At 48.2% G+C, this 14,584-nt stretch carries 7 protein-coding genes; 3 read left to right on the top strand and 4 right to left on the bottom strand.

Annotation, left to right across the window (positions count from 1 at the left end):
* Window positions 1-99: 99 nt before the first annotated feature.
* A complete protein-coding gene (gene recA, locus AJE_RS13485; protein WP_008951319.1) occupies window positions 100-1,146 on the bottom strand; it encodes a recombinase RecA in 1,047 nt (348 codons plus the stop codon).
* Window positions 1,147-1,203: 57 nt separating this feature from the next.
* Entirely contained in the window at window positions 1,204-1,704 is a 501-nt protein-coding gene (locus tag AJE_RS13480; RefSeq protein ID WP_008607284.1) for a CinA family protein, read from the bottom strand.
* A 31-nt stretch (window positions 1,705-1,735) separates the two neighbouring features.
* Here AJE_RS13480 and mutS point away from each other — a divergent pair, with 31 nt between their 5' ends.
* The 3 genes from mutS to AJE_RS13465 all read left to right on the top strand — a co-directional run bounded on the left by mutS (window position 1,736) and on the right by AJE_RS13465 (window position 6,794).
* Window positions 1,736-4,297 (top strand): DNA mismatch repair protein MutS, encoded by a 2,562-nt coding sequence (mutS, locus tag AJE_RS13475; protein ID WP_008951318.1) that lies wholly within the window; start codon window positions 1,736-1,738, stop codon window positions 4,295-4,297.
* An 11-nt stretch (window positions 4,298-4,308) separates the two neighbouring features.
* The gene (locus tag AJE_RS13470) at window positions 4,309-5,484 is read left to right on the top strand and encodes a benzoate/H(+) symporter BenE family transporter (protein WP_193353317.1); all 1,176 of its coding nucleotides are present in this window, start codon (window positions 4,309-4,311) and stop codon (window positions 5,482-5,484) included.
* 74 nt (window positions 5,485-5,558) lie between these two features.
* Window positions 5,559-6,794 carry a dipeptidase gene (locus AJE_RS13465; protein WP_008951316.1) on the top strand — a complete coding sequence of 412 codons (1,236 nt, stop codon included), beginning with the start codon at window positions 5,559-5,561 and terminating at the stop codon, window positions 6,792-6,794.
* A gap of 180 nt (window positions 6,795-6,974) precedes the next feature.
* Here AJE_RS13465 and AJE_RS13460 read toward each other — a convergent pair whose 3' ends face one another.
* Entirely contained in the window at window positions 6,975-7,439 is a 465-nt protein-coding gene (locus AJE_RS13460) for a hypothetical protein (RefSeq protein WP_008951315.1), read from the bottom strand.
* Window positions 7,440-7,442: 3 nt separating this feature from the next.
* Window positions 7,443-14,198 (bottom strand): FG-GAP-like repeat-containing protein, encoded by a 6,756-nt coding sequence (locus tag AJE_RS13455; protein WP_083835114.1) that lies wholly within the window; start codon window positions 14,196-14,198, stop codon window positions 7,443-7,445.
* Window positions 14,199-14,584: the final 386 nt, after the last annotated feature.

Genomic DNA, 14,584 nt, shown 5'->3' with positions numbered 1-14,584 from the left:
CGTAAAATCATTTTTGTTAATATTTGCGATTCACTTATAAAAAAACTCCGGAGCTTTTCAGGTCCGGAGTTTTGTTGTTTTAATCAGATGCGGCAGAGCTTAAAGCTCTTCCGGCTCTGGTATATCCATCACATCGTCAGTAGCAACGGCTTCACCTGGTTTTAATAACAGCCGTGCCCGCAGCTCTTTCTCGATTTCATCCGCGATGGCGGTGTTTTCCTGCAGGAACTTCATCGCATTGGCTTTACCCTGACCAATCTTATTACCCTGATAAGCGTACCAGGCGCCAGACTTATCGACTAAGCCTTGCTGTACGCCCAGGTCAATCAGCTCACCCAGTTTGTTGATACCGGCGCCATATTGAATAATAAATTCAGCTTGTTTGAATGGCGGTGCCACTTTGTTTTTTACTACCTTAACCCGGGTTTCGTTACCGGTAATTTCATCGCCTTCTTTTACCGAGCCAATACGACGGATATCTAAACGTACTGAGGCATAAAATTTCAACGCATTACCGCCGGTGGTGGTTTCCGGGTTACCAAACATTACACCGATCTTCATCCGGATCTGGTTGATAAAGATACACAGGGTATTGGAGCGTTTGATATTGGCAGTCAGTTTACGCAGTGCCTGTGACATTAAGCGGGCCTGTAAACCCATATGGCTGTCACCCATGTCACCTTCAATTTCTGCTTTCGGCGTTAAGGCGGCGACCGAGTCCACGATCACCACGTCTACGGCGGCAGAGCGTACCAGCATGTCGCAGATTTCCAGCGCCTGCTCACCGGTATCTGGCTGAGAAACTAACAGCTTATCGACATCCACGCCTAATTTCTTCGCATACACCGGATCCAACGCATGTTCGGCATCGATAAAGGCACAGGTTTTACCGCTACGCTGTGCTTCGGCAATCACCTGCAGCGTTAAGGTGGTTTTACCGGAGGACTCAGGACCATAAATTTCCACAATCCGGCCATAAGGTAAGCCGCCAATGCCCAGTGCAATATCCAGCCCCAGTGAGCCGGTGGATACCGCTTCAATATCCAGGGCAGTGCTGTCGCCCAGCCGCATAATAGAACCTTTACCGAACTGGCGTTCGATCTGGCTTAGTGCCGCACTTAATGCCTTTTGTTTGTTGTCGTCCATTGGTCGCTCCGGAGAAATTAGGTTAAGCCTTTAACAACTGTATGAGCATACAGTAGTCTAGTTTGTTGGGGCTGTCAATAACAAGATGCATTGTCTGAGCGCATGTTCAATCGCCTGCTGGCGGATCTGCTGCCGGTCGCCAGCAAAATGCAATTGCTGAGTGCTGACAGTCCCGTCGATACTAAAACCGAAACAGACGGTACCGACCGGCTTCTTTGCCGTGCCACCGGTAGGGCCGGCAATGCCGGAGATGGCAAGCGCTATGCTGGCACCCGCCGCCTGGGCTGCGCCACTGGCCATCTCGGCTACCGTTTGCTCGCTGACGGCGCCATATTGTAATAGCGTTGCGCTGCGTACCCCTAACAATTGCTGCTTGGCTTTATTGCTGTAGGTAACAAAGCTACGGTCAACATAGGCCGAGCTGCCGGCTACCGCGGTCAGCCAGTAGGCAACCCCACCACCGGTGCAGGATTCTGCAGTGGTGATACTGGCTTTTTTCCGTAATAATAGCTGCCCTAGTTCAGTGGCAAGCGCTAAGCTTGTTGTTTCCGCTGTCATATTTGATCCAACAGGAAGTGTTAGCACCATTATGCCGTCAGACCAGAAACCGGAGCAAGCGTTAAGCAATCATACCCCGATGATGCAGCAATATCTGGCACTGAAAAGCCAGCATCCGCAGATCTTATTGTTTTACCGGATGGGTGATTTTTACGAACTATTTTATGAAGATGCGAAAAAGGCTGCCGCCCTGTTAGATATTTCGCTGACCAAACGCGGTCAAAGCGCCGGTGAACCGATCCCGATGGCCGGCGTGCCCTATCATGCCGTTGAGGGTTATCTGGCGCGTCTGGTGCAATTGGGTGAGTCCGTCGCCATTTGCGAACAGATTGGCGATCCGGCGACCAGCAAGGGGCCGGTAGAGCGCAAGGTGGTGCGGATTGTTACCCCGGGCACCGTGACCGACGAGGCGTTGCTGAATGAGCGGCAGGATAATTTACTCTGTGCCATCAGTGAGAGTCGCAGCCACTTTGGTCTGGCGCAACTGGATCTGACCAGTGGCCGTTTTTTGCTGAATCAGGTCAGTCATGCCGATGATTTGGCCGCCTTGCTGCAACGGCTAAATCCGGCCGAATTGCTCTATCCGGAAAACTTTAGTCTACCGCACCTGACCGAACGCAAAGGCGCCCGCCGCCGTCCGGTATGGGAGTTTGAACTGGCCAGTGCCGAGCGCTTACTGTGCCAGCAATTTGGCACCCGCGATTTACAGAGCTTTGGCGTGTTGGAAGCGCCGGTTGCGCTGATGGCCGCCGGCTGTTTGATGCAATATGTCAAAGATACCCAGCGCGCTCAGTTACCGCATTTACGCAGTATCGCCCTGGAGCGGCCGGATGATTTTATCGTACTGGATGCGGCCACCCGCCGCAATCTGGAATTAACCCATACCTTAAACGGGCAAACTGAGCATACGCTGGCGGCCGTGCTGGATAAAACCCAGACTGCCATGGGCTCCCGCTTACTGAAGCGCTGGATCCATGCGCCGCTGCGTAACCGCACTCAGCTCAATCAGCGGCTGGATGCGGTACAGGAACTGACAGAAGATTTTCAGGCGCTGCAACCCTCACTAAAGCAAATCGGCGATATCGAACGGATCCTGGCCCGGCTGGCCCTGCGCAGCGCCCGGCCCCGCGACTTTGCCCGGCTACGCCAGGCGCTAACCGAGCTGCCAGAGCTACAGCAACAGTTACTGCATGCCAAAAGTCAGTTGCTGCAGCAGCATCAGCAGGCCACCCTGCCGGTGCCGGAGCTGGCTGAATTATTACAACGCGCTATCGTCGAATCACCACCGGTGCTGATCCGTGATGGCGGCGTCATTGCTCCGGGCTATGATGCCGAGCTTGATGAATGGCGGGCGCTGGCTGAAGGTGCCACCGACTACTTACAGCAACTGGAGTTGCGCGAGCGTGAGCGTACCGGTATTAGTTCGTTAAAAGTCGGCTTTAACAAGATCCATGGTTTTTATATCGAAACCGGTCGCAGTGCTGATACCAGGGTGCCGCCGGAGTATGTGCGCCGGCAAACACTGAAAAATAATGAACGCTATATTATTCCGGAGCTAAAAGAATACGAAGATAAGGTACTGGGTAGCCAGAGTAAGGCGCTGGCGCTGGAAAAACAGCTCTATGACGCGCTGTTTGACGCCGTGAGCCCTTATCTGGCGCAGCTGCAACAGCTGGCACAAGCCTTGTCGGAACTGGATGTGCTGTGCAGCTTTGCCGAGTGTGCGGTGCTGTATCAGTATTGCCGGCCGCTATTAACTGAGCAGATCGGTATTCAGCTGACCCAGGCGCGGCATCCGGTGGTGGAGCGGGTGCTAAAGGCGCCCTTTATTGCCAATCCGTTGCAATTAGACGCCTCACGGCGGATGCTGATGATCACTGGCCCCAATATGGGCGGTAAATCAACTTATATGCGGCAAACTGCCCTGATTGCCTTAATGGCCGCCATCGGCAGCTTTGTGCCGGCAGAGCAGGCGGTTATAGGTCCAATCGACCGTATTTTTACCCGCATTGGCGCCTCTGATGATCTGGCGTCCGGCCGCTCGACCTTTATGGTGGAGATGACGGAAACCGCGACCATTCTGCATCATGCCACCGCACAAAGTCTGGTGTTGATGGATGAAATTGGCCGTGGCACCAGTACCTATGATGGCCTGAGTCTGGCCTGGGCCTGTGTCGACTATCTGGCCAATCAACTGCAGGCGTTAACCCTGTTTGCTACCCATTATTTTGAACTGACCAGTCTGGCGCAGCAATTACCTGCCGTCGCCAATGTCCATCTGGATGCGGTTGAGCACGGTGATGGCATTGTATTTATGCATCATGTGCAGGAAGGCGCCGCCAGCAAGAGTTTTGGCCTGCAGGTCGCCCAGCTGGCCGGGGTGCCAAGGCCGGTGATTCAACTGGCACGGCAAAAACTGCGCCAGTTGGAACAAAACGGGCCAACGACGACGCCTGAACCTGTGACCCAACTGGAATTACTGGCGCCGGAGCATCCGCTGCTGGCTCAGCTGCGTCAGCTTAACCCAGATGATCTAACTGCTCGCCAGGCGTTGGATTATCTGTATCAACTGAAACAACAGCTGGACATTTGATGAGCAGCAGAATGCGTCTTAATGATTGGAGCCTGTCGGCCGTGGTGGCCGGTTTTGTTGCGGTGCTGGTTGGCTTTGCCAGTTCAGTGGCGATTGTGTTTCAGGCAGCAGCCGCCGCCGGTGCCGACAACGCCGTGATGGCGTCCTGGCTGTTGGCACTGGGCATCGGTATGGCGCTGACCTGTATTGGTTTGTCCTGGTATTACAAAGCCCCGGTGATTACCGCCTGGTCAACGCCAGGTGCGGCGCTGCTGGCCACCAGCCTGCAAGGTCTGACGCTGGCGGAAGCGACCGGCGTTTTTATCTTTACCGCAGGCCTTGGTTTATTAATCGGCTTGAGCGGCATGTTTGAACGTTTGACCAAATTAATACCATTACCACTAGCCAGTGCCATGTTAGCTGGTATTTTGCTGCAATTCGGCTTTTCGATCTTCAGCAGCCTACAGCAGCAATTAGTCCTGGTTGGTGCGATGTGTCTCACCTACCTTCTTGCCAAAGCATTCATACCTCGTTACGCGATTTTGGCGGTATTACTTTGTGGTTTATTACTGGTTTGGTTTGGCGGCACGCTTGACCTGTCGGCAGTAAGTCTGACACTCGCCGAGCCGGTTTGGATTACCCCAGATTTTTCATTATCTGCTTTAATTGGTGTTGGCTTACCACTACTGCTGGTAACCATGGCGTCACAAAATATTCCGGGAGTCGCAGTACTTCGAACCAGTGGCTATCAAACACCCGTCTCGCCGCTGATTAGCGGTACCGCACTTAGTACGTTATTACTCGCGCCTCTTGGCGCTTTCTCAATCAATTTAGCCGCTATCACGGCTGCGATTTGCAGTGGTCATGAAGCGCACCCTGATGGCAGCAAACGTTATGTCGCCGGTATTGCTGCTGGGATCTTTTATTTGTTGTTCGGTTTGGCAGGCGCGACAGTCGTTGCTCTTTTTGCCGCCTTTCCAGCCGAAATGGTGGCTGCTCTGGCCGGACTCGCGCTACTTGGAACTATTGCGGTAAATCTACAAAGCTGTACTGCCGATGCCGAGTATCGGGAGGCTGCCGTGATTACCTTACTGGTTACCGCATCTGGTATCAGTTTGTTTGGTATTGCATCTGCATTCTGGGGCCTGATAGCCGGTGCCTTAACTGTTTTAATTCAAGGAATTGGCAAGCTGAATCGCTCTGACTAAGACTTGCTGTACTCTGTCTTCCAAGCTAAGCTCCTGTCGTTCCATTTTATTAATAACAACAAAAAGGATGCAGCATGCGCTTAGCGAAACTGGCCTCTCTGGTCTCCGCCCTCTTGCTCAGTGGTACTCTCAGTGGTACTGCCCTGGCACAAAGCAAAGTCGTGACCGAAGCGGAAGCCCGGGCTTTACATCAGCAAATTCTGACCATTGATACCCATGTCGATATCGGCCGTGGCTATGCGACGCATCTGCTCGATCCGGGTGGCTTTACCAAAGCCCAGGTCGATCTGCCCAAGATGCGTGCTGGTGGCCTGGATGCGGTGTTTCTGATCGTTTATGTGGGTCAGGGAGCCCTGACCCCGGAGGCTTATCAGCAAGCCGCCGCCACCGCCGAGCATAGCTATCAGGCCATAATGCGGATGATCCGTGCCTATCCGGAGCAGGTTGGGCTGGCGAAAACGGCAGCCGAAATTGAAGCCCTGCATGCAGCAGGTAAACGCATTGTGCTGCTGGGGATGGAAAACGCCTATCCGCTCGGCGACAGTGTCAAAGACGTCGCGAAATGGGCTGAGCGTGGTATTCGTTATGTGAGTTTTACCCATATCGGTCATAACCAATTTTCGGGCAGTTCAAATCCGCGTAGCGACCTAAATGACGCTGAGCAGGATCCGGGGTTATCGGCGTTGGGCCGGCAACTCGTCGCCGAACTAAACCACCATGGCATTCTAATTGATGTGTCTCATATGGGTAAAAAGTCGATGCTCGAAGCCATTAAGCTGTCAAAGGCACCGGTTATCGCCTCGCATTCCGGCGCCATGACGGTGCATGCCAATCTGCGGAATCTGGATGACGAACAACTTGATGCGATTAAAGCCAATGGCGGTGTCGCACAGATGGTTGCCTTTCGCAGCTATGTAGCCGAGCTCGATCCGGGGCTCAGTGCTGAGATTAGCAAATTGCGTGAAAAATACCTGCCAAACGGCTGGGCTAATGCCAACGAACAGGACCGCAATAGCTACGATACCGAATTGGCCAGCCTGCGTAAGCAGTTCCCGGATGTCACTGTGGCGCAGTTTGTCGATCATATTGACTATAGTGTGCAACGCCTCGGCATCGAACATGTCGGCATTGCTTCCGATTTTGATGGCGGTGGCGGTGTACAGGGCTGGGAAGATGCCAGCGAAACACTGAATGTGACCTGGGAGCTGATGCGTCGCGGCTATACCAAAGCACAAATCGAAGCGCTCTGGGGTGGCAATGTGCTGCGGATCTTACGCCGGGCCGAGCAGGTTGCTGCAAAGCATCAATAGTATTGGGTCCCTAAGAAGGGTGTTATAAGCAAAAATCCACCTCCAGAGCAGGAGGTGGGTTTACGTTGCTCCCCAATAAGGGGCTAATACACGAATGAACCTGGAACCGCTATTTAGCACTATGTCCACTATTTAACCCCTGCGAAAATCTCCGACAACAAGGACAACAGAACCACCCATCTACAAATCCTCCGGGAAATTGATGCATTCGGTAGCTATCTCTTTAAATTCCTCAAGTTCAATATTATAAAAAGACGCAATAGACTGCTCTTTAATTACATAAGTCCATCTATGTACATTCTTTATTTCAGCCCCCATAAACAAACGTTCAGTTTTAACAAGATAGATGCCAATATTAAAACCGTTAACTTTGAAACTACTAATCAGCTCAAGATATCCGAAGCTATCTTCACGGGAATGGTGCTCAAAATCTACAGCAGTAAATGGTTCACTATAAAAAGTTATTGCTCTGAATTTTTCATTAACATTTTGTGGGTCACGTTGAAAGCTGCCTGATACAAATTTATACTCAGCGTTAATCAACCAATTGCACCCCATAAATTCATATTTCTTAACAGCACTATTATCTCCAAAACTACAAGATGAAATAAAAAGTAACGTTATAATAGAAATGATTTTTTTCATTTTTTACTTCCCAATCCATATATCGTCTAAACCGCAGCTGGTGCCTACACAACTCATCGTCAAAGAATAATTTACGGGACCCGAGTGTAATTGACTTGTGTAGCTATGTAACCCCAACAGATTACCTACAGGGCCGAGTATTTTCGAAGATGTGCGGCCTAACGTTCCACCAATATCACTTGCAGTTGACGAACCAACAGTTGCTCCAGTTGCAATATTACTTGAGGAAGAGGGTGCTGCAGTACCTCTTACAATATAACTTTGAGCATCGGCAGCCAATGCTACAAAATCACTGCGCAAACCAAGCTTCATCCTAGACAATTGATTGAATTCAGGATCTATTGGCGTAGCATGTAGGCTCCCGCTCCAGCCATGCAGCCTCAAGTAGGTTTTAAAAGCCTCCCTACCTGCTTCCGTGTTCAAATCCATTCCATCAAGCCTTTTTATTTCATATCGTGCTGCCCGTTCGACTCTGCTCCAATATTGGGCATTTTCGCGTTTAAGTTGCTCTTCCCCATTAAACGCCTGAGAAAACGCCCCGGTAACAGCACCATTGGCAAATTTACCACCACTTATCTTTGATGCTGTGCCTCCTATAACAGCGGCAGCGGCGATGCGGTGTCCGGCAAAAGCGGCCTCACCACCGCCTATTTTATTAATACCGGGTTTAAACGAAGCACTAAAGCCTGCTGCCCAGAAGCCATGGCCAAACTTACCACCTTGCAGGCTATTCATTAAGCCGCCAGCCACCGCATTACCCATCACATTTGCAAAAGTACCGGCCGCCCATTGCTGGCCTACAGCACCAAAGGTGTGTGCACTAAATGCCCCCATCACTGCACCTTTGAGGATATTACCGCCATTGGCGGCTGCACCAGCCGCCCCGGCTAAGGCACCTATCAGCATTGGTGAACAAGCAGGGCAAACTATAGTCCCCACCACTGCAACTATAGCACCAACAAAAGGCTTAATCTCTTTCCAAAGCTTCTTGAACAAATAACCACTAGGGTCGGTATAACTAAGCGGATTATTCAGCACATAACTATAGCGGTTAAAGTTCTGGCTGTTGGATGGTGACTGTACGAACGGGTCAGCTTGCAAGAAGCGACCAATATGGCTGTCATAAATCCGCCCGCCCATATGCACTATGCTGGCATGGTCTACCTGTAAATGCCCGGTAAAGCCCCTGCTGGTTTTGTTCAGTATCGAGGCCAGGCTTAACGCCACCGGGACATGGGCAGCCGTATACACCTGCCGCCTTTTACCAAAGGCATCAAAACTCAGTTTTTCCAGCAGCTGGCCGGCAGCATTGGTTATAACATCGACACTGCCCAAATGGTCGGTGTACACATAGCTGGTGGTAATGCTATTGCCGCTACGCTCGACAATGGCATTGGCAAAGGTGCGGCGGAAGCGCCGTTCACTGCCCTCAATTATCAGCTCTACCCCACCATGCTGATAAAAGATTTTGGTGCTGCCCTGCTCGGTTACATGCCGCTTAACCAGATTACGGCTGCCATCGTAAGTGTAAAAACTGTCACCCGGTGAGCTGTTATTAGCGACATCGGTGTTATAGCTACGAATTCGGCTGGGTTTGCCTATAGCACCATAATCAATTTGCCGCACCAAAGTACCATCACTATACTGACGCGTTTGATTTCCCATCGTATCATAACAATAACTTTGGGTGCCGATTTGGCTTACCGCCCTTGGCCCGGCTGTCCGGTTGCACTGGTTGGGCCGTATGCCGTATTTGTACTCAGATGCGCTTCTAGAGAACTCAGTCGTCCCCATCAATGTCCAAGTGCCCTCTTCAGGAGGAGGACTAATGCCGTCTTCTGGCGGATCTGAAGGCGGTAATGTGCCCCCAAAACCTGCGTCCCATCGCACATCTGATTTGTAACGTATATTGCCATTATTGGCATATTCCAACCATAAACTTGTGATACTCCCCAAACGCACCTCTGTTAAACGGTTGAGCATGTCGTACTCAAAATACTCGTCAAGTGTTTGCATTTGATAAGGATATTTGGCAGCACGCATCCGATGTAAAGCATCTTTACGATTTCGTAGGTTTCCCAAACCATCAAACTGATAAGTCCACTGCTGCAGCTGGCCAGAGGTGGTAATACTGTTTATCAGACCAGTTTTTGTATCATAGCTGCGCCAGTGTGACCTGCCGTTACCGGCCCGACTTTGAGTAACATTGCCGTACGCGTCCATTGCCTCAAAAAGTTGATAACGCACACTATTAGGGCTGCTACGACCATAGCGGGCTTCCCATATGGCTTTGACGTAACCATTTTGATATTCAAATTGTTGACCAAAATTATCACCACTAGCGTCAAACTGTTGAAAAACACGACCGAACTGGTCATATGTAAAGCTCTCGGTTAGGGTTTCACCATCAATAAACATTACACTGTCTTTTAGCCGGCCAAATGAGTCATAATCAAATAACTTACTAATGTTTACCGCCTCTGCACCAGTGACCGTTTCACTTGTTAACAAGCCACGAACCGCATGTATGCCATCGCTAAACCCCCAGCTAACGCTTCTAAGTAAACTTTGACCATGTCGTATCTCTTCGTTATATTTACGGCCAAAAGCGTCGTAGTAGCTAAGGGTGATATGGTTACGGGGATCTGTCTGGCTAATCAATTCACCCAGAGCATTGTAGCTGTAAAGCCAGTTGCCACTATCAGGATCCTGCATGCTCTTTTTAAAACCACGACTGTTATAAGCCTGTACCATGCTATGGCTATCAACACCAGTGGCTTTTAACAGATTACCTGCGGCATCGTACTCATATCTTAACGTACCAGCAGCATCCACCACCCGCAGCAGCTCACCAAATGCATTTTTAGTAGTCGTTTTGCTTTGGCCAATAGCGTTGGCCCAGAAATTAGTCACTGTTTGAGTAGTACTGGCTCCACTGTAGTTAAAGCTGGTAAGAGTGCCATCTGCTGCTGTAACCTGCTTTATCCGGCTAAGATTGTCGAACTCGGTAACATTCCAATGCAGAGAACTCGGGTTGTCGCCCGGTTGAGACTGGTGTGTAACCCGCCCTAACTCATCGTATTGCGCTAGCTGAAAGCGGAACTCACCACTATTGAAACCCTGTGTTATGCTGGCTAGGACTCTGCCAGCTGCATCATACACCGACCAACTTAATGGTTCACCACCTTGCTCGACTTGCTCATACCAAACCCCCGATGGTGCATTCGCAGGCAAATTGACTGCGCTACGGATATAACTACGGCGGATAATACGATATTGTCCCGTTGCTGCACCGGCAATAGTTTGTGTGCGCTCAAATACTGGCTGTCCAAAGGCATTAAATCGGCGAATGCTAACTATGCCGTTTTCTGTCACACTTTGCGCTTGTCCCAGCGCATTGAAATTTGAATATTTTGCTACCTCAACACCGTTTTGAACTAGAGAGGTAACGTACCGCCGATCATTATCAAACAGAACAGTGCTACTACGATAAATTCTTTCACCTAAATTCTGTTGAGCACTAACACCACAATTCGTTATGTAATGTTTGCTACAAACGGTACTATCTGTCCGATTTCCTACCGCGTCATAGCTATGTACTGTTTTTAGGTAAACCTCATTATTACCCTCTGGCTCAATAACCTCCTCTACCAATTGGCCATTGCCGTTATAGCTAAAAGTCGAAGTTCTTACGACAGTTTTAGTCGGATCAGGGTTGATACTGGCCACACCAAGGCTGATACTGCCTGTTCCTTGCTGATGAGTTACGGTACTGCGGGTAAGGCGGTTTATTAGCCACCTGGAAAGATTATCTTGTTGATAACTATTAACGGTGAGTACTTGCCGCATAATATTGTGTACTACATCCTTGGTATACACTCTCATTTCACGCAGTTCTACGTAGCTATCAGATACTGCAACATATTGTTGTTCTGTTTTAATCTGACTTATCAGCGTGCTAGTATTGTTAGTATTTAACTGATAGTTATCTTCAAAAGATGCATGAGCATAAGGGAATACCGTCTTGCTGCCATTAAGCGGTAGCTGGCTGTATACGTTACGTGATTCGCTCAGCAACACATTTCCCGACCACTGCTCAGTGGTCATTGGTAAACCAATGTACGGGAAACCTAGTCTGTAGCGTGTCCTGGTTTTTACACCAGACTGCAAATCAACAGTAACCAGACTACTAAATCCAAGAAAACCTCTACCACCAGATTGAACAAAGGCTTCACCATATTGATAAGCTACACCTGTAATACCCTGCCCTGTATCTGATAACACCTTTGAAACAACGGGTATAGCACCATTTAACTTAAATACATAAGAGCCAGGCGTAGAGGTGAAACTTTGATTCTGATACGGTTCATCCTGTAAAGCGGTGTTATTAAGAAAGCCATAACTTATTGACGTTGTTAACTGATGACCTGTAGTAAAGGCTTTAATTTTATCTTGCAGCGAATTGCTTACGGATGGATTACTTTGTATCTGACTCATCTCATCAAGGAGCATGTGCTGCGCCTGAATATTGTCACAAGGTCCTACAGTACAGGGTAAGCAATGGGGATAACATGGCGGGTAAGTTTCAGTCTCAACACCAAAATCAAACCATCTTATTCTTTTATTGACAAAATCTGTAACAACAAGCGCAGGTTTACCGTTTCCACGCATATCAACAAACTGCGCACTATCTGTGGTGGTATTTATCGTCGGCCCTGCAACAGAAATTGGCCCAGATGTGAAAGGGTAAGTTAACATCTTCCAGCCATTGTGATAATAAACTATATCTGGCACACCGGAGCCTGTTAAATCAAGGAATTGCATAAAATGCATGTCGTCAGGGTTAGGAAGTTGCTGACTCAACGCCAACGTTTGAATTTTAGGCACAGACTGGCTGTTATACGCTATATGCCAACGATTGTAGTCATGATAAAGGTAGTCAGATTGACCATCATTATTCATATCTAGGACATAAAGCTTTTTTAAATCATTCCCTATCGTTTGCTCACCGCCCAAGGTATCTCGTAACATAAATTCAAGTTGATTTGCATCATTAATCTTTGCATCAAATACTGCCCAATAGGTATTAGGCAAATATACCGCTTTATCTTGCGCCTCGATAACAAGATCATTTAATCCATCATGGTTTAAATCGTAAGCCTGGCTCGTAGTTAGCGCAAAGCCAAAATTCATTCTTGTTGAGCCGCATTGAGTATTAATAGGGTCAGATACTCCGGGTTTACGGTAGCAAACAGCGTTTAATTGACCAAATAGAGAAGTGCCACTATAACTATACTCTTTACTGGTGTTGTAGCGTATCCCATTGTGGGTTAACAAGTCAGGTAAACCATTACCATTAAAATCATGAAGTGCAATAGCTATATCTGTAGATATCGCACTGTAATAATCTGTTGTTATTGAAGTACCATTAAATTGGTTTAGTCGCGCACTCCAAACTGCACGCTGTGTGTTAACTTCAAAAAACAAAAAATCGGTTTTACCATCGCCATTAATATCAACCAGCTTTAATACTTCCATACCGGCTGGTTTCATCATATTGTCAAATATAGATTGGGCAATGCTGAAACTAAAAACCTGTTGTGCCGATGACATACTGATGCCATTACCATACATTACAAAAACTTTATACTGGTCACCGCTTTTAGTTGCATATACCCAGTCTGTAAATCCATCTCCATTCATGTCTGCTAGTTGACTAAAAATCAACTGCTCTGTGGTAGAAATATTTCTTGAAAATGCGGCTGACAATTGAAAGCCTATGGAGGCACCTGATGATTCATACCAATTTAAAATTAACGGTTTTAAGCAACGATTACTAAGACCACATTCTGTAATAGACTTTAACCGCTTGTGGCCTGATGAGGGTGCATTATCGTGTTCAAGCTGGATGCTGTACGTATTTACATTTGCGTGGTTTCTAACATTAATTCCGGTTAAAAGCGCCGAGGGCATTACCATTCTGTCAAATATAAATGCTTTAGGGATGTCCTGCCGTAATGAGTAAACATACTCAAAAGTAACAGTGTTACCACTGTAAGTAACTTTATCTATTAATTGCTCTCCAGACACTGAGCTGTAATGATAATGTATTCGATTGCTATTAGCTGAAATCTGATCTGTTACCTCGCTTAAGCTCCAGCTGAGTATGCGATTTCCCGTAGAAGTTAAAAATCGGCTATCAAGGGTTTTACCATAAAAGCTGATGGAGCCATCTGCACGGCGAACTTCAAAGTGATCAGGATGCCCGAAACTGCCACCTAAAGCAGTCACTCTGACTTGACTGTCAATTTCAGTCGCATAAACACTATTTGGAGCTCCATAAATACCCGTCACTACCATCAAACGCTGTCCGTCCAGACAAAATCTATCGTCTTTTGACAAAGTTACAGCCCTGAATGCACCGTCCTGTACAGGCGTTTGGCGGCAACGATCTATTCTTGACAAACCACCTATAGACCAACCTATCCCTAATAGCCCATTTCCGGCTTGAGAATGATAATTGAGCGAGAGCTCTGGTGTATTTCCGGCAATACCCCTAGGTAATTGCAACGGTAAGCTGTAAGTTGCCGCGCCGCTTTCATCTACTCTAAATGCACCTGAAGTAGCACCGACAACACTTAAATCATTATAGATAGCCTGTACATGCGGGGTAGGGGAGTTTTCCACCATTGAGTCGGGTAAGCTAGATGCATGTGCTGTAGATAGAATTGTTAGTAAGATAAGTGCATATTTATACATTAAGAAATCCGCAAAGCAAACATTTTAAAAAAAATTAATAATAAACCAAAACAAATCACTAAATAAACTAAATTTATACATTTTCAACAAATGGTTCTTTTAAACGAACCTATAATCAAGTTAAGTTCTATCGGATGTCGATTTGACACAGCTGCGGCTTGCCACAACCAGTACGATCAGTGTCGTTGACTCCGGAGCGCCTCAGATTTTCTATCTCACTCAGCCGGCTCTGCTCGTCGGCTAGCTCTGGCAGCAATCTGGGCTTTGAATCGCTCATCCCGCTGACTGGCTGCGCGCAATCCGACAGACGGGACAAAACATCAATAGTACCGGGTTCTTGGGCAGGCTGTTATAAATGAAAACGCCCCTGGCGGGGCGTTTTGCGA

Source organism: Alishewanella jeotgali KCTC 22429, assembly GCF_000245735.1.
Classification (GTDB): domain Bacteria; phylum Pseudomonadota; class Gammaproteobacteria; order Enterobacterales; family Alteromonadaceae; genus Alishewanella; species Alishewanella jeotgali.
This window is presented reverse-complemented; position numbering and strand designations above follow the sequence as displayed.

Coding starts and splice junctions, on each gene's coding strand:
- AJE_RS13460 (WP_008951315.1), bottom strand. CDS start 7,439: ATGAAAAAAATCATTTCTATTATAACGTTACTTTTTATTTCATCTTGT.
- AJE_RS13465 (WP_008951316.1), top strand. CDS start 5,559: ATGCGCTTAGCGAAACTGGCCTCTCTGGTCTCCGCCCTCTTGCTCAGT.
- AJE_RS13455 (WP_083835114.1), bottom strand. CDS start 14,198: ATGTATAAATATGCACTTATCTTACTAACAATTCTATCTACAGCACAT.
- AJE_RS13470 (WP_193353317.1), top strand. CDS start 4,309: ATGCGTCTTAATGATTGGAGCCTGTCGGCCGTGGTGGCCGGTTTTGTT.
- AJE_RS13480 (WP_008607284.1), bottom strand. CDS start 1,704: ATGACAGCGGAAACAACAAGCTTAGCGCTTGCCACTGAACTAGGGCAG.
- mutS (WP_008951318.1), top strand. CDS start 1,736: ATGCCGTCAGACCAGAAACCGGAGCAAGCGTTAAGCAATCATACCCCG.
- recA (WP_008951319.1), bottom strand. CDS start 1,146: ATGGACGACAACAAACAAAAGGCATTAAGTGCGGCACTAAGCCAGATC.